13 protein-coding genes are annotated in these 15,789 nt (G+C 56.4%); 9 read left to right on the top strand and 4 right to left on the bottom strand.

From position 1 onward, the window contains the following. Positions 1 to 23: 23 nt before the first annotated feature. The 3 genes from CZ322_RS00355 (at position 24) to CZ322_RS00345 (ending at position 3,767) form a co-directional block, all read left to right on the top strand. On the top strand, positions 24 to 365 hold the full coding sequence (locus CZ322_RS00355; protein ID WP_051278341.1) for a DUF2516 family protein: 342 nt from the start codon (positions 24 to 26) through the stop codon (positions 363 to 365). Positions 366 to 426: 61 nt separating this feature from the next. Next, the gene (dtd, locus tag CZ322_RS00350) at positions 427 to 894 is read left to right on the top strand and encodes a D-aminoacyl-tRNA deacylase (RefSeq protein WP_026428735.1); all 468 of its coding nucleotides are present in this window, start codon (positions 427 to 429) and stop codon (positions 892 to 894) included. A 269-nt stretch (positions 895 to 1,163) separates the two neighbouring features. Further along, on the top strand, positions 1,164 to 3,767 hold the full coding sequence (locus CZ322_RS00345; RefSeq protein ID WP_087069751.1) for an ATP-dependent Clp protease ATP-binding subunit: 2,604 nt from the start codon (positions 1,164 to 1,166) through the stop codon (positions 3,765 to 3,767). A gap of 63 nt (positions 3,768 to 3,830) precedes the next feature. On the opposite strand, the gene CZ322_RS00340 is transcribed toward CZ322_RS00345, so the two are convergent. The 4 genes from CZ322_RS00340 to CZ322_RS00325 all read right to left on the bottom strand — a co-directional run bounded on the left by CZ322_RS00340 (position 3,831) and on the right by CZ322_RS00325 (position 8,132). Next, the gene (locus CZ322_RS00340; RefSeq protein WP_087069750.1) at positions 3,831 to 4,790 is read right to left on the bottom strand and encodes a hypothetical protein; all 960 of its coding nucleotides are present in this window, start codon (positions 4,788 to 4,790) and stop codon (positions 3,831 to 3,833) included. Between the two features lie 62 nt (positions 4,791 to 4,852). Further along, positions 4,853 to 5,515, bottom strand: coding sequence for a DUF6318 family protein (locus CZ322_RS10295; RefSeq protein ID WP_268760146.1), 663 nt, complete (start codon positions 5,513 to 5,515; stop codon positions 4,853 to 4,855). Positions 5,516 to 5,687: 172 nt separating this feature from the next. Next, positions 5,688 to 6,752, bottom strand: coding sequence for an aldose 1-epimerase (locus CZ322_RS00330; protein ID WP_087069748.1), 1,065 nt, complete (start codon positions 6,750 to 6,752; stop codon positions 5,688 to 5,690). 129 nt (positions 6,753 to 6,881) lie between these two features. Beyond that, positions 6,882 to 8,132, bottom strand: coding sequence for an ROK family transcriptional regulator (locus CZ322_RS00325; protein WP_087069747.1), 1,251 nt, complete (start codon positions 8,130 to 8,132; stop codon positions 6,882 to 6,884). Positions 8,133 to 8,309: 177 nt separating this feature from the next. Here CZ322_RS00325 and CZ322_RS00320 point away from each other — a divergent pair, with 177 nt between their 5' ends. From CZ322_RS00320 to xylB, 6 genes are all read left to right on the top strand, one after another. After that, positions 8,310 to 9,785, top strand: a complete 1,476-nt coding sequence (locus CZ322_RS00320; RefSeq protein ID WP_087069746.1) for a xylulokinase — start codon at positions 8,310 to 8,312, stop codon at positions 9,783 to 9,785. Positions 9,786 to 9,875: 90 nt separating this feature from the next. Next, positions 9,876 to 10,970, top strand: a complete 1,095-nt coding sequence (locus tag CZ322_RS00315) for an ABC transporter permease (RefSeq protein ID WP_087069745.1) — start codon at positions 9,876 to 9,878, stop codon at positions 10,968 to 10,970. A gap of 19 nt (positions 10,971 to 10,989) precedes the next feature. Beyond that, complete coding sequence (locus CZ322_RS00310; protein WP_016442278.1) at positions 10,990 to 12,000, top strand: substrate-binding domain-containing protein; 1,011 nt, start codon at positions 10,990 to 10,992, stop codon at positions 11,998 to 12,000. 3 nt (positions 12,001 to 12,003) lie between these two features. Next, positions 12,004 to 13,554 (top strand): sugar ABC transporter ATP-binding protein, encoded by a 1,551-nt coding sequence (locus tag CZ322_RS00305; protein WP_087069744.1) that lies wholly within the window; start codon positions 12,004 to 12,006, stop codon positions 13,552 to 13,554. Between the two features lie 76 nt (positions 13,555 to 13,630). After that, positions 13,631 to 14,254 carry a KpsF/GutQ family sugar-phosphate isomerase gene (locus tag CZ322_RS00300; protein WP_087069743.1) on the top strand — a complete coding sequence of 208 codons (624 nt, stop codon included), beginning with the start codon at positions 13,631 to 13,633 and terminating at the stop codon, positions 14,252 to 14,254. Then, positions 14,251 to 15,753, top strand: coding sequence for a xylulokinase (gene xylB / locus CZ322_RS00295; RefSeq protein ID WP_087069742.1), 1,503 nt, complete (start codon positions 14,251 to 14,253; stop codon positions 15,751 to 15,753). Before CZ322_RS00300 ends, xylB begins: the two co-directional genes overlap by 4 nt. The last annotated feature ends 36 nt before the right edge of the window (positions 15,754 to 15,789 follow it).

Here is a 15,789-nt window from a genome sequence, read left to right as displayed (position 1 = left end):
GCTTAGCACGAGGACGGAGAATCATGAACCTAACAACCTTGCGGCTCGTCACGGATATCTGCAACGGGATATTTTTTGTGATTCAGCTGGCGATTCTCGCGTTTATGGTGTGGGCGCTGGTGGCCTGCCTGCGCCGGCCGGATGCGGATTTTCGCTATGCCCGCAAAGATAAAAAGTTCTGGAGCGGGGTGCTGCTCGGCTGCGCCCTGGTCACCGGGATCGTGCTTTTCACGCCCATTCGCCTACCTTTCCAGCCTTTCCTCATGCTCGGGGCGGCCTACGGGGCGCTCTACTACTTGGGTCCCGAAGAACAGCGGATGGGGCCGCGGCGCGGTTCGCGCGGGCGCGGGGGCGGGTCCTGGTAAAGGTTGGTAGGCGCAGGGCCTAGCTGCGTCGTCGTACTAATAACACCACGAAGGAGGAAGAATGCGAGCAGTTATTCAGCGCGTCAAGCGCGCGTCCGTCACGGTGGACGGCGCCGTGATTTCGCAGATCGGCACTGGGCTGTGCGTGCTCCTGGGCGTGACTCACGGGGATGGCGCGGCGGAAGTGGAAAAAGTCGCGCGGAAAATCGCGCAGCTGAAAGTGCTGCGCGCCGCGGACGGCACCGATGATCCGAATAGTCGGCGCAGCGCGGAAGAAGCGCAGGCGCCCGTGCTGCTCGTTTCGCAATTCACCCTGTACGCGGATGTGCGCAAGGGCCGCAAGCCCTCGTGGTCCAAGGCCGCGCCCGGGGAAGTTGCCGATCCGCTCTACGAAGCGGTCGTGCGCGAATTACGGGAGAAGTACGGGCTGGAGGTTGCTACCGGGCAGTTCGGGGCGATGATGGATGTGGAACTCGTCAATGATGGCCCCTTCACCCTCCTCGTTGAGGTGGAATCAGCGGGCGCCTAAAGTGGCGCGTTAGCCCGCCGCGGCGCGCCGCTGGTGCTCGCGGTCCGTGCGCCTCCGCAGCGCCCGCGGCACCCCGCTAACGTGGGCCCAAAGGCCCGGCGATAGTGAAATAAGCTCAGAAATCTTATCGATAACAGCACTTTCCGCGCGAATTCGGCTTTTTCCCTCAGCAAAATGTGAGCCACACACTCATGCCACTGGCGAACAGGGGACGGCTCCTGGGCTGAGGGCCGTTACTCTTTTAGAAGATTGCAAGTGCAAGGAGAGTTATGTTCGAAAGGTTCACCGACCGCGCTCGGCGGGTCATCGTGCTCGCGCAGGAAGAAGCACGGAACCTCAAGCACAACTACCTGGGGACCGAACATATCTTGCTCGGCCTCATTCGCGAGGGCGAAGGGGTGGCCGCGAAGGCGTTGGAAGCCCTGGGGGTGACGCTTGAGTCCGTGCGGACGCAGGTCATCGACATTATCGGCGAAGGCCAGGAGCCGCCCTCGGGTCATATTCCCTTCACGCCGCGCGCCAAGAAGGTTATTGAGTTCGCGATGCGCGAGGGGCTGCAAATGGGCCACTCCTATATCGGGACCGAACATCTCCTCCTCGGGCTCACCCGTGAAGCGGACGGCGTGGCCGCCCAGGTCCTCGTCAAGCTCGGCGCGGATATGCCCACCGTGCGCAACCAGGTCAGCCAGCTCATTTCCGGTTTCCAAGGGAAGGAAGCCGTGGGGGTGGGCGGCGGCCCGCGCGAAGGCACGAAGGCCGGTTCCACGGTCCTCGATCAGTACGGGCGTAACCTCACCGCCGCCGCGCGTGACCACAAGCTTGATCCCGTGATCGGCCGGCATACCGAAACCGAGCGGGTCATGCAGGTGCTCTCGCGGCGCACCAAGAACAACCCGGTGCTGATTGGTGAACCCGGCGTGGGTAAAACCGCGGTGGTGGAAGGCCTGGCCCAGTCCATCGCCGCCGGTAACGTTCCGGAAACCCTCAAGGATAAGCAGCTGTATTCCCTCGATATGGGTTCCCTGGTGGCCGGCTCGCGCTACCGCGGTGACTTCGAGGAACGCATGAAGAAAATCCTCAAGGAAGTCAATACCCGCGGGGACATCATTCTTTTCATCGACGAAATCCACACCCTGGTGGGCGCGGGCGCCGCGGAAGGCGCCCTGGATGCTGCCTCGCTGCTCAAGCCGATGCTGGCCCGCGGGGAACTCCAGGTCATCGGGGCAACCACCCTCGATGAGTACCGTAAGTACATTGAAAAGGATGCCGCGCTGGAACGGCGTTTCCAGCCCATCCAGGTGGAGCAGCCCACTGTGGAACAAACGATTGATATTTTGCGTGGCTTGCGGGACCGGTACGAGTCCTACCATCGCGTGACTATTACCGACGACGCACTGGAGGCAGCCGCCACCCTGGCGGATCGGTATATTAACGACCGCTTCCTTCCCGATAAGGCCATTGACCTCATCGACGAAGCGGGGGCGCGCCTGGCTATCCGCAAGATGACCGCACCGCCGGAACTGCGCGAACTGGACGATAAGATCGCCTCCACGCGCCGCGCCAAGGAAGCAGCCATTGACGCCCAGGACTTCGAAAAGGCCGCCGGCCTGCGTGACGAAGAGCAAAAGCTCGGCGAAGAACGCGATGCCCGCGAGCAAGCCTGGAAGGACGGGGATATGGACGTCGTTTCGGTGGTGGATGAAGATCTCATCACTGAAGTGCTCTCCATGTCCACCGGCATCCCGGTCTTCAAGCTCACCGAAGCAGAATCCGCGAAGCTGCTGCGCATGGAAGATGAGCTGCATAAGCGGGTGATCGGCCAGCATGAAGCCGTAACCGCGCTTTCCCAGGCGATTCGCCGTACCCGCGCGGGCCTGAAAGACCCCAACCGCCCGGGTGGTTCCTTCATTTTCGCCGGGCCTACCGGTGTGGGTAAAACCGAGCTCGCCAAGGCGCTCGCGGAATTCCTGTTCGGGGATGAATCCGCGCTCATCACCTTGGATATGTCCGAGTATTCGGAAAAGCACACCGTTTCGCGGCTCTTCGGTGCCCCTCCGGGATACGTGGGTTATGAAGAAGGCGGCCAGCTCACCGAGAAGGTGCGGCGCAAGCCCTTCTCCGTGGTGTTGTTCGACGAAATTGAGAAGGCCCACGCGGACCTCTTCAATTCCCTCCTCCAGATCCTGGAAGAAGGGCGCCTCACGGACGCGCAAGGCCGGGTGGTGGACTTCAAGAACACCATCATCATCATGACCACTAATTTGGGTACGAAGGATATCGCGAAGGGCGTGCAGACCGGTTTCCAGTTCGACGCCGATACCACTTCCTCCTACGAGCGCATGAAGGTCAAGGTGGCGGAAGAACTCAAGAACAACTTCCGGCCCGAATTCCTCAACCGCGTGGATGACATTATCGTCTTCCCGCAGTTGGGCCGCCCGGAGATTTTGCAGATTGTGGATCTTATGATCGGCAAGCTGGATAAGCGCTTGCGGGACCAGAACCTGTCCATCGCCCTGACGAAGGATGCGAAGGAACTGCTGGCTGACCGCGGTTATGATCCGGTGCTCGGGGCTCGCCCGCTGCGCCGCGCCATCCAGCGCGATGTGGAAGATGTGCTTTCCGAGAAGCTGCTTTACGGCGAATTCTCCAAGGGGGACATCATCGTGGTGGATGTGGATAAGGACAATATTCCGATGTCTTTCACTTTCACCGGCCAGTCGCCTGACCAGCCGCTACCGGACGGCGTGATCGAAGCGCACGAACCGGCCCAGATGGAAGGTCTGGCTTCCGGGGTGAATACCCGGCCCAGCGGTGGGCCGGTCGCCGGAGCTGGTGCGCCGACTTCCGGAGGCGGCCTGGCCGCGGCGAACTAGGGCCGGGGCTAAGCGGCCGGCTAGGGCCGCGGGCTAGGAATAGCTGATATCGAGAGCTCGAAGCTAACCGATAAGGTGGGCTTCGAGCTCTCGCGTTATCACCGGGGAGGTTTCGGATCGGGTGGTGAGGAGCTCCGGCACCGTGCGGCTCTGCCCGGCAATGCTGTACCGAGCCTCCCACTCCACGACCAGCGTGGCACTCACTTCCTCATTGGCCTGGCGGTAGATAACTTCCGTGAAGGGCTGGCGGGCCGGGACGGTCTGTGCTGAGTGAGCGGGGAGCGAGCCTCTGGACGTGGCGTTCCCAGCGTTCCTTGTAGTTGTGCTCCCCGTGCCACCGGTGATTTCTGCATCCGGCACCTCCCACGTGGCCCGCACGGGAACCAGATCAATAACCACCTCCGTACCGAGCAAAGTCACCGTGTGCCGCTGTGCCGGCGCGGAATAATGCAGACGGACCGGGTAGTTGATCGCCACCCAACCGCGCGCCGGTTCCATCCACGCCTCAGCATTCGCCGCCGCAATCCGGATACTCTCAGTGTGAATGATCGTCTCCAGCTGCGCGGCGGTCGGAGCATCACCGGTTTGCGGGTCAGTCGGGGGAGTGCCGTTCGCCAGTATCCAACTGAGAATCCCGGCCGCCCCGCGCACATGCCCCGGCAGGGAAGTATCCCGAACCGCGGCAATCAGCGCGCGCCGAGACCACGGCAGCCCGTAGGGCCCGGTGGCCGTACCGGCACCTGAGCCACGTGCTGTAGCGGCGCCGCTTTCCAACCCGGAGCCGGAATATCCAGAATTCGCGCCGGTGCCGCCGCCCGCGCTTGAGCTATCCGTGCCACCCGAGCCGGATGGCGTACCGCCCGCCCCAGCGGGCGCACGCCGGGTGTAACTACCCTGAGCTTCCACTGTCACTCCACCGGCATCGGTGCGGGCGGTATAGATCCGTTCCTCACCATCCTCATATTCACGGGCGAGGGCCGGAGCGCTCACCGTGCACGAACCAAGAAATACCACCGCGGCCATGCCTATGATCAGTCCCCTCAGGAACCAGCGCGGCTTAAACCTGGGGCTGGTATAGCTTCTCATCACACGCCTCCGTCCAAAATGTCATCGTTCATGCCCACCGCATCCACGATCCAGTTATCACCCGAGCGGAAAATTCGCATGGTCACGAAGAATTCTTCGGCGCGATCTGTCTTTTCGGCGCCCTTGCGGTTCACCACCGGATTAGGCGGATGGGAGACGGAGAACTGCACGGTATAGGCGGCTATCGGATCATTCCAGCGCCCCCGCGCATCACTAAAACTAAAAACGGTTGCCTGCCGGGGCCGGAAATCCGTTTCTTCACGTTTCGCGATCTGGTGTTGGCACCAATCGCATTGCTCCCCGGCGAGCGGGGTGAGAGGCGTGATATCGCCGGTGATCGTGGCGTAATCGAGGAGGGTGAAAAGATACTGCCCGGCCGCGATGGCTCCCTCCACAGAATCTTCGGCCATCTGAGCGGGCGGGGCAGGAACCGGAATCTGCACCGGCCAGGTGGGTGGAGCGGATGGGGACCCTGCGGGCGCGGAAGAGTCAGAGCTGGTGACAGTGGAACCGGAACTGGCGACAGACGAAGCGGAGCTAGCGGCCGGCGGGCTGGAAGCACCGCCAGGCGAGAGCGCTGGGGGAGGCGCACCTGCCCCAGCTCCACATGCGCTGAGAAGGAAACAGAGGATGGCAAGAATTCCGGCGCGGCGCCCGGTCATAAGTACGTTCATGGCGCCACGTTAACAGCCGCGTCGCCCCCGCCCAGCGTTTATCCACAGGCAGGCCCGCATCGGCGCGTCATCCACAGCTTTCCGCCACGCACACCGCAACACCTACGCAAGCCACGCCTGAACGGCTCTCCGGCTAGGCTCACCTGCGTAGCGTTGCCACTTACGCGCCAGCAGCCTCCGTCACCACAACCCGCGCTTCGAGCTCTCGGCTAGCGCCCGGCTCCAGCAGCATTTCGCGGCCTTCGGCCCGGTTGAAGGCATTGGGGAGTGCCTGGCACGGCTCCATAGCTACTGCCTGCCCGGCATCGCGCGCCAGCCCGGAGCCAGCAAAAATATGGAAATTCTTCGACGGCCAGTCACCCAGCCGCGCCCACAGAGCCACCTCGCGGTTTCCGGTGCGCAGGCGCGCCACATTCCAGCCAGCCCCGGCGTCACTACTTGCGTTCGCACTGCCGGTCGAACCGACCACATCACCGCCAGCCCCGGCCGCACCTGCGTCCGGGCCGGCGCTATCGGCAAGCCGCGCGTAGGCCCAATCCGTGGCCGGGTCAATGGGGGAGTCCGCGAGCGGCTCGCACGGCGCGAAAGCGCCGGCGCCGTCGTACGGAATAAGCGCGGCATCGGTGTCGATACGCGCGCCGCAGTCCAGGCTCAGGCGCGCATCCCCCAGCGGGCCGGCGAGCCGGAAATACGGATGCCAGCCAAGTGCCACCGGCGCGGCGGCCTCGCTGAGGTTCTCGGCACGCAGACGCACGTGCAAGGAACCATCCTCCCCAATGCTGTAAACAATGTTTACGGCGAGGTCGAAGGGGTAAACACTGTTCGCATCCACGCGGGTGGCGAACTCAAGAACGCCGTCGCCCGCGCGAATAACCTCGAATTCCCGGGTAGTGACCAGGCCGTGCAGTCCCGGTTCCGTATCGGGAAGCGGCTCCGGCACACTGTGAACGCCGTTTACTGGAACCTCGGCGTGGAGGCGAGCACGCACGGCGGCGTCGTCGCCGTGATAGAGCGCGGCGGGGTAGCGCCCCGCGCGGATGCGATTGGACCACGGCACCAGCACGGCGCTGCGGAAACCGTTGAGTTCGCGCAGCTCAGCGGGGTTGCGGTAGCCGTCGATAACCTCGGTATCGCCCAGGCGATAGCTGAGCAGGATGGCGCCGCGGGTGGCCGCGCGCAGCGTAACGGTCCGGCCCGCGCACTCGCGTTCAGTGGTGACGATCATGGTCCTTCTTCCTTGTACTACCGGGTACGACGACGCCGCAGCTGCGGGCGCCTCCTTTAGCTTCCCACGTTCTCCAGGGTACGCGCCAAGGCCTGGTAGGCGGGCCTTGGCGCGTACTCAGTAAATGGATTATGTGTCGATCTTTAACTGGATTTCCGGCAGTGAAGAGGCATCTACCGGATTGTCGTGGTCCGTGTGCTCCCTATCCCAGGTTTCGGGCCTTCCTAAGAAATTGGCGATTGCTAACCAGGCAGCGCCGCGGGAAAGAGGTGCTCCCCGAGCGAGGGTAGCCCGAATATCCAAAGGAGCCTGACCACTCCAAATCACGCGGGAACTAATTTCCTTTTGGATATTAGGGAGCAAGAAATCGTAAATATCGGCGAGTTGCCCGCCAAAAATCAAAGTAGGGGAGTGGATCAAATTAATTGCGCTAGCAGCTGCCCGGCCGATTAGGGTAGCTACTTCCTTGACCACTTTGGTAACAGGGATTTCGTTTCGCTTAAGCAAGGAAACAAGGGTTCCAATCGTTGTTTCAGTCGGTAGGTTGCTGGCTGCAACAATTGCAGATCTGGTAGCAAATGCCTCAAGACAGCCGTTTTGTCCGCAGGTGCAAATGCGTGCTTGATCCGAAACGTAGATGTGACCTAAAGACCCACTCCAGCCGGTGCTATCGGGTGAAAGTGCTCCGTCCAATATATGTACGGCGCCGATGCCTGAATCGAGGTTGACGTAAAGAAAATTATCAAGCTGTTCGTCATTACGGTGAAGATAGACCGTTTCTGCGCTCGCTCCCGCTGTTGTGGAATTGGAAATGACGATATTGCAATCAATTATTCCCTCGACAATTCGAGATAATTCGACGTTTATCCAACCAAGGGGGGTGGAATTTACTACGGTGGAGGTGGCTGGATCTACGATTCCAGGAAACGTGATTACAACTTCCTTGAGCGAGAGTCCGGCAACGTTGCATTGCGTTGATACGGATCGCAGAATTGCGGCAATATCATCGAGGGTTTGAGAGGTTGAGTCTGGGGGCATGTCAATTAGTCGTTCGATCAGCACGTTTCCCGTCAGATCTATTAGAGATGCCTCTACCGCTTCAGCGGAAACATTGATCCCGAGGGCGCAGTATGTTCTTGGAGCTGGCGTTAAGGGTGCCCCGGGCCTGCCAGGGCCAGAGACTTCAACTTCGTTTTCCCGTACGATATCACGGTTAACAAGCTCGTCAACTAGTCGTGAAATAGTGGACCGATTCAATCCGGTTGAGCGGGCTAGATCCGCCCTTGATGGGGCTGAATTGGTGAAGATAATCCGGCTTGCTAAAGAAGCTAAATTTTGGTTGCGGACAGCACCGTGAGAGGTCTCAGCAGCTTTTCGCACAGCAAGTCTCCGTAGATGTTCCGAAAGGGTTGATCACCACTTAATGATAGAGGACGCTATCAGCCGAGCTTGTGGCGCGTGACACAGAAGTGCCGACGTGCGCATTGTTGCATTTAATGCAACTGGACGGGTATATTGCAAACAGCAACAAAATCTAACGCTGGGGTTGGAGGTGCAATGAAAAAGAGCAATGTCGCTGGTATTGACTTGTCTACACGTTCCTGCCACGTAGTAATTCGTGATCTGGAAACGGGTGAGCTGGTTCGCGGCGCAACTGCATCTTTCCGCACTAAGACAGAGACCAATCCGCGGACATGGATGGAGGCGTATCGTTCAGCGGTCGAACTTGCTGGTGGATTAGATGATGTAGTGGCGATGTCTGTTGCCGGACAACAGCATGGTTTCGTTGGTCTAGGTGCTGACGGGAATGTCCTGCGTCAAGCGATTCTTTGGAACGATAATCGCTCCAAGGAAGATGCCGAAGATCTGATTCGAGAATTAGGCCGAGGTGATGTTTCTGAGGGACGTAAGCTGTGGGCTGACAGCGTCGGAAGCGTGCCAGTTTCGTCGTTGACAGTTTCGAAGCTGAGGTGGTTCGTTGATCATGAGCCTCAGCTATTCAAACAGTTATGTGCCATTGCCTTGCCTCATGATTGGCTCACGTGGCAACTTATGGGTGCTGATGGCTCCCGAGACGGCCTAGAGAAAAAGCGGGATATTCGGGAACTCGTTACAGACCGCTCGGAGGCTTCGGGTACCGGTTACTACTGCGCGGAAAAGAACGAGTACCGCAACGACCTAATTGACTTGGCGGCAAGAAGTGAATTATCTAAGAGACTCGTTTTGCCACGTGTTGTTGGAAAAGCAGAATCTGTAGGAGAACTGAAATCTAAAGGCGAGGCAATCGTTTTGGGTCCCGGATGCGCTGACAACGCAGCCACGGCGCTGGGGCTGGATTTACCTCCCGGTGAGGTGTGTGTTTCTATCGGAACTTCTGGTGTTACTTCCTTGGTTTCGGACAGTCCGATTAAGGACAGGACTGGTCAGGTTACTGGTTTTGCGGATGCGACTGGACGTTATCTTCCTTTAGTCGGAATGCTTAATGCGAGCCGTGTTCTCGATGATGTTGCACTTCTACTTGGAATGACGCTAGAGGAACTCTCACGTGCCGCACTTAATGCCGCGCCTGGGGCGGAAGGCCTTGTGGTGATTCCATATTTCGCAGGAGAGCGAAATCCGCGGCTTCCGGAAGGAATGGGAGCGGTTTTGGGAGTGTCATCGCGAAACCTCACGGCGCCGAATCTCGCGCGTGCGGCATATGAAGGAATCGTAGCGAGTGTAGCTCGAGGTCTTTCCGCATTTCGACGGCTTGGTGTGGAGGTTACCGGTATAACACTGGTAGGTGGGGCGTCGCGTACGCCAGCTATGCGCCGGATAGCCGCATCAGTGCTCGGTTTACCTGTGAGTGTTCCTGAGTATTCAGCTTACTCAGCCGATGGCGCAGCACGACAGGCGGCATGGACTTATATGGGAGGAGACGATCCTCCGGCATGGACTCCACGTCTCCGGTCTCAGTACCAAGCGAAACACGACTCTTTTATTATCGAGAGATTTGAGGAGGTTGCAGAAAAATATCTTGCAACGGTCAGATGACTGTCTATCTTCAATAGATCCGGGAAAGTTTTGGCAGTAGGCATCCGGTCTCTCGATCTGTAAAAGCGAAGTCATGCAAAGGAGCATGTAATGAAAAAATTCCGCGTACCGCAGGAGGCGGGAATCTTTGGTGTTGTGCTGATAGTGGGTGCCATTATGGCGCTGCTCTCTCCAGCATTCCTCACGATGAATAACATGCAGGTTCTCCTGCTCAATGGGACGGTCGTGCTTTTCCTTGCGATGGGGCAGACATTCGTTCTCCTAACTGGTGGTATTGACCTTTCTGTAGGGTCCAATATCGCGTTGACTGGAATGATTGCAGCGCTGGCTATGCAGGGAGGTCTCCCCTGGTGGCTTGCCGCATTGCTGGCCATTGTGACTGGAGCTCTCGTTGGCGTGTTCAACGGCGTTTTTATTCATTTTGGGAAAATGCCAGCATTCATCGTCACGTTTGCGACCTTTGGTATTTCCGCTTCAATTCCGAAGATCCTGACGCAAGCCCGGTCAGTAACTGTCGCTGATCCAATGTTCGCATTCTTCGGCCGAGGGAGTATTTTCGGCATCCCTATTCCGGTGGTTTTAGTGCTTATTGCTGCGGTTATTCTCGCTTGGTTCTTGCACAGGACAAAAACGGGTCTCCATATTTACGCGGTTGGCGGCAACAAAGAAACGGCCCGTCTTGCCGGTGTTAATAATGGAAAGATCATTATTCTGGTGTACGTAATCTCCGGTATTTGTTCTGGGTTCGGGGGAATCATTGTTACGTCGCGCCTTATGGTCGGATATCCGACAGCCGGATCGGGTACTGAGCAGTTCTACTCAATCGCTTCGGCAGTTGTTGGTGGCGTTTCGCTTTTCGGTGGTGTCGGTACCCTTCTCGGCGCGTTCCTTGGTGCCATTTTGATCGCAGAAGTTTCCAATGGAATGAACGTTATTGGAGTGGATTCTTATTGGCAGCCGCTTGTCATTGGCGTAATTATTCTCGTTGGTGTTCTTCTCGATACTAATCGCCAGCAACTGTCCCTTTCGAAGCTGTTCCGCAAGAAGCAGCAAGCTACGTCGGTGGCATCGCATGCATCTGCGGATACGACCAATTCCGAAATTAGTCATTCACAAAAACAACCTGCTGGAGTGACCGGTGGGAAGAAAAGTATCCAAACCGATGACCGAGACAACGAGGTCTAGGAAAACAGAGGAGAAAAACATGAAAAAGAAGCTCTTTGCAGCTATTGGTGCGACAGCTCTTGCCGCGACAATGGGAGCCTGCGGGGGAGTCGATACCGGAACCGGTGAAAATAGTGGTGGCACTGGCGAAACCGGTAAGGCAAGCGTTCAGATTCCTGAAGCTTGTAACGCTGAGAATCCATACCTCGCAGTGTTGCTTCCTAACCAGCAGAATCCGTACTACGTCGCAATGAAGCGAGGATTTGAAGAAGAAGGCAAGGCGAAGGGGTTCAATGTTGAAGTCCAGATTGCCAATGACGACGATGCAAACCAGCTTGCTCAAGCTCAGGCTATGTTGCAGAAGAATCCCTGTGCTTTGGCGCTTAACCCAGTGAAGTCCGAACCCGCGGCTGCAATCGTCAAGGCAGCTAATGATGCAGGGGTGCCGGTGTTCACTGTGAATATTATTGTCGATCCTGATGCATTAAACGCCCAAGGTGCGAGTGTCGTGCAGTATGTGGGCGCCAACAACCATGAGGGTGGCGTCCAGATGGCAGAGAAGGTTCTTGCCGATTTTGGTGCCGACGCAAAGCTGAACATTGGGTACGTTACTGAACCGGATGAATTGCCTGTGGTTCAGCGCGATCTTGGCTTCCGGGAAAAGATGAAGAGCAACCCGAATGCCAAGGACGTTGCGGAAGTCGACGGCAATGTTAAACCAGATGATTCACTCAATGTTACATCTGCGATGATTCAGGGTAACCCTGACATTAACGTAATTTTCGCGTCGACTGGGCCTGCCGCGTATGGCGCACTGCAGGCTGTCCAGGCATCTGGTAAGGACATTAAGGTCTACGGTTTCTGTGCCGCGGGTGAAACCCTCACTGATGCTTACCCCGGTTGCGTCGCCCAGGAGCCTGAAGAGTACGGACGCATCCTGGTGCAACAAATCGCAGAATATAAGCAAGGTAAGTCTGTTGAGAGTGAGCTATTGCAGTCGCTTAAGCAGTTCGAGAAGGGCCAAACCCCTGGTGAAGGAGAATTGGGGTAAAAGATGACAACGTTGGAAACGCCGGGGAGTAAGCGGTCCCTCAAGGCGGTCGATATTTGGAAGCTTTTTGCGGGTACACCCGCTCTCTCCGGTGTTTCTTTAACGGTTCACCCTGGCGAAGTCGTGGGGCTCGTCGGGCATAACGGAGCGGGAAAATCGACTCTGCTTAAAGTACTTTCAGGTGCATACCGTAATGATGATGGTTACCTTGAAGTGGACGGGGAGAAAGTAACCTTCGCTTCCCCTTCAGATGCCCTTTCACACGGGGTAGCTACTGTTTACCAGGAGCTTTCCCTTCTTCCTAATCTCTCGGTGACCGAGAATACGTTCTTAGGGAGAGAAGTTAGAAAAGGCCCTAACCTCGACCGGTCAGCTATGCGAAAATCCGCCAGGTCTCTTATGGAGAAATACGGAATTGATGTTGACGTTGATCGTAAGGTAGGGAGCTACCCCGTTGCGACTCGGCAACTGATGGAGATTGCTATTGCTACAACTCGAAACACGCGCTATTTGCTCCTGGATGAGCCAACAACGTCGCTCGAAGGTGATCAGGTAGAGAGTTTCCTGGAGTGGGTGCGTGATCTTTCTAAAAAAGAAGGTATCGGGATTGTACTCGTCAACCACAAACTTGATGAGCTGTACGCCGTGGCCGATAAAATCGTTGCTCTCGTTGACGGTAAGGTAAGGATTTCGGGAAGGGCGGACGAGGTTTCGCATGCAGAGGTTGTAACCGCGATCGCCGGTGAAGTGAATGCGGGCACAGATGTGTCCGTTGAAACTAGCGCTACTGTTCGTGAACGGCAAGGGAAGGTGCCGGAAGGCGTACCTGCACTTTCTGTTCGGAATCTGCGTTCAGCAGCCCATAAAGGTGTGTCGTTCGATGTTTATCCGGGTCGAGTCCATGGGTTCTACGGGTTAATCGGATCTGGGCGGACCGAGGCCATGCGTTGTATTTACGGGGCTGACGAATATGAGTCGGGTGAATTTACGGTTAATGGGGACCCGTATAAGCCTAAGAACCCGAAAAGCGCGCAGAAAGCTGGGTTTTCTTATCTCACAGAGGAAAGGAAACTTGATGGGATTGTTCCTCAGTTAAATAGCTATCGAAATGCCACACTCCCAATTACAGACCGGTACTCTAAACCTGGATTCCTTGACCGCAGGAAGGCACGGAAGGCGTCGAAACAACAGTTTGACGCTTTAAAGGTGCGAGGTAATGTCGAGGCGTCGATAGAGTCGCTTTCTGGGGGTAACCAGCAGAAAGTCCTCCTAGCTCGAGTCATAATGGAAGACTCGCAGATTCTGATGCTAGACGAACCAACAAAGGGCGTGGATATTGGTGTCAAAGCTGAAATTCATAGAATCGTCCGGGAACTCGCGCATGAAGAGGGTCTTGCTGTCATGGTCGTATCGTCCGAGGAAGAAGAGATTCTTGAGCTTTGCGATGATGTGACTGTTTTCGCGCATGGCCGAGTTGTCCAATCGGGAGTTCCTGCGGGAGATCTAAACGTTACGCGGCTCCGTGAGATGGCGTGGCAAGAGATTTCTGAATAGGTTCAAAAGATAGTGGGGTGTGAGGCTGCTCAACCGTGGCCCTCGCACCCCACCTTCACTTAGGGAAGAATAAAACATGAAAAACCAGGCTGTTTTGGAAGCTGCATGTCAACAAATTGAACGGGAAGCTAGGGCAGTTGCTGGAGTAGCGCAGTTACTGAACAACTCTTTTATAGAGGTGGCAGACTTATGTTTGCGTATGACAGGAAAAGTTATAGTTACCGGAGCGGGAACTTCTGGACATGCCGGTCGCCGAATGGCTCATCTTTTATCCGTATCTGGTACGCCAGCGGTTTTCCTTCACCCGATGGACTGTCTCCACGGCACCATGGGGGCTATCACCAAAGACGATGTTGTTTTTGCGATTTCTAAAGGAGGCGGATCCGACGAGCTTAATCAGCTCTGCTCGATTTTGCGAGAAAAGGGAACGAAAATTGTAGCGTTGACTGAGAACGAGTCTTCGGAACTTGCTGGACTGGCTGACGTAACTGTCCTTTTACACACGCCCGATCAAGCGGATCCGGGCAACGTTATCGCCATGGGATCAACGCTGGTTTCCGGGGTGTGGGGTGATGCGTTGGCTTATGTGCTTATGCGTTTACGTAAGAGATCGTGGAAAGAAACGCTTGAAATTCATCCGGCGGGCGCAGTTGGAAAAATGCAGACGGCACCTGAAGAGCTCAACAGATTGGATCGATGAAAGTGTCCTTTGTCCTTGGGATTGACTGTTCAACCCAATCCGTAACCTTAGAAGTGCGGGATGTGGAGACGTTTCACGTAGTTGATTGCGTGTCAAATCCGCTACCGGCTACTCAGCCACCAGTGTCGGAACAGAATCCGGAGACCTGGTGGGACTCTCTAGTAAAAGGGATGGGCCTCCTCCATGCGCGTGGTCTTGAAGTGTGCAAGATTCGAGCTATCTCAGTTGCAGGTCAGTGTCATGGACTTGTGCCTTTAGATCGAGAATGCACAGTCATTAGACCGGCGAAACTGTGGAATGACACGACCTCTGCACTTGAAGCAGAGATGCTCGTTGAAACGTATGGTAAAGAATTCTGGGTAGAAAAAGTTGGTTTCGTTCCGAATGCTGCACATACGGTTTCAAAGTTACTCTGGCTCGCGCGTCATGAAGTAGATACGTTGGAGCGGATTTCTAAAATCTTGCTTCCGCATGATTACCTAACCTATCGCTTAACTGGTCAATTTGTGACAGACCGGAGCGAGGCCTCTGGGACTGGTTATTTCGATGGTTTGAGAAACGTCTATCTCTTCGACTTGGTGTCTGACGTTATAAGCAACGCGTTTGGGAAGGAAGGGAAGGGGATTCCTTCCCGATCTTGGCATGATGTTTTCCCCGAAGTTCTCGAACCGTCGGAGGCTGTAGGCTCAATATCTCCTGAAGCGGCCGTAGACCTAGGACTTGCCTCTGACGTCATTGTGGCGGTTGGGGGTGGCGACCAGCATCTTGGTGCGGTCGGCATAGGTCTCGACGACGGCGATATGTGTTTTTCAATTGGCACATCGGGAGTCACTTTTAGTTCATCTCCTACACCGGTTCGCGATTATTCTGGCGATGTTGACGGAGTTTGTAATGCCACAGGTGGTTGGTTGCCATTAACGTGCACGCTCAACTCGACGAAAGTGACGGATACGGTGGCGAAATGGCTAGGAGTATCCGTTCAGGAGCTAGGCAACCTGGCGGAATCGATGAGCGTTTCTTGTAATACGCCACTGCTGGTTCCATTTTTTGATGGTGAACGTTCTCCGTCGATACCGAACGCAACCGGATTGCTTGAGGGGCTAACAAACGGTACGACACGCGAGGATCTAGCCTTCGCTGCCTTCGAGGGCGTTGTAATGGGTTTGTATGCCGGATCAAGAAAAATACGGGCTCTAGGTTCGGGTATCAACGGTGTAAATGTTGCTGTGGGTGGAGGTGCAAAGTCGGATGTCTACTGTCAGTTATTGGCAGACTTTATGGGTGAGCCGGTCTCCCGTCTAGAATTGACAGAAGCAACTGCTAGGGGCGCGTGTGTCCAGGCGTTGGCGGTGATGACGGGTGATTCGATTAACGCCGTTCGGGCCCGGGTTCGACCTACGATTTCATCTACATTTACGCCGAAAGCCGAGCGCGGGCGAAGCGACAGATTCTCGCGTTATCTCGATATGGTAGCTAGTAGAAAAGCTAATTGTCTTTGAAGAAAAGGTAACGTCTCTGAATGAGCGTGGCTCACT

The organism is Actinotignum timonense (assembly GCF_900155575.1).
GTDB classification, from domain to species: Bacteria; Actinomycetota; Actinomycetes; order Actinomycetales; family Actinomycetaceae; genus Actinotignum; species Actinotignum timonense.
Note: the sequence above shows the minus strand (reverse complement) of the source record. Positions and strands in the feature narration are given on the sequence as shown.

Coding starts and splice junctions, on each gene's coding strand:
- CZ322_RS00355 (WP_051278341.1), top strand. CDS start 24: ATGAACCTAACAACCTTGCGGCTCGTCACGGATATCTGCAACGGGATA.
- dtd (WP_026428735.1), top strand. CDS start 427: ATGCGAGCAGTTATTCAGCGCGTCAAGCGCGCGTCCGTCACGGTGGAC.
- CZ322_RS00345 (WP_087069751.1), top strand. CDS start 1,164: ATGTTCGAAAGGTTCACCGACCGCGCTCGGCGGGTCATCGTGCTCGCG.
- CZ322_RS00340 (WP_087069750.1), bottom strand. CDS start 4,790: ATGGCCGCGGTGGTATTTCTTGGTTCGTGCACGGTGAGCGCTCCGGCC.
- CZ322_RS10295 (WP_268760146.1), bottom strand. CDS start 5,515: ATGACCGGGCGCCGCGCCGGAATTCTTGCCATCCTCTGTTTCCTTCTC.
- CZ322_RS00330 (WP_087069748.1), bottom strand. CDS start 6,752: ATGATCGTCACCACTGAACGCGAGTGCGCGGGCCGGACCGTTACGCTG.
- CZ322_RS00320 (WP_087069746.1), top strand. CDS start 8,310: ATGAAAAAGAGCAATGTCGCTGGTATTGACTTGTCTACACGTTCCTGC.
- CZ322_RS00315 (WP_087069745.1), top strand. CDS start 9,876: ATGAAAAAATTCCGCGTACCGCAGGAGGCGGGAATCTTTGGTGTTGTG.
- CZ322_RS00310 (WP_016442278.1), top strand. CDS start 10,990: ATGAAAAAGAAGCTCTTTGCAGCTATTGGTGCGACAGCTCTTGCCGCG.
- CZ322_RS00305 (WP_087069744.1), top strand. CDS start 12,004: ATGACAACGTTGGAAACGCCGGGGAGTAAGCGGTCCCTCAAGGCGGTC.
- CZ322_RS00300 (WP_087069743.1), top strand. CDS start 13,631: ATGAAAAACCAGGCTGTTTTGGAAGCTGCATGTCAACAAATTGAACGG.
- xylB (WP_087069742.1), top strand. CDS start 14,251: ATGAAAGTGTCCTTTGTCCTTGGGATTGACTGTTCAACCCAATCCGTA.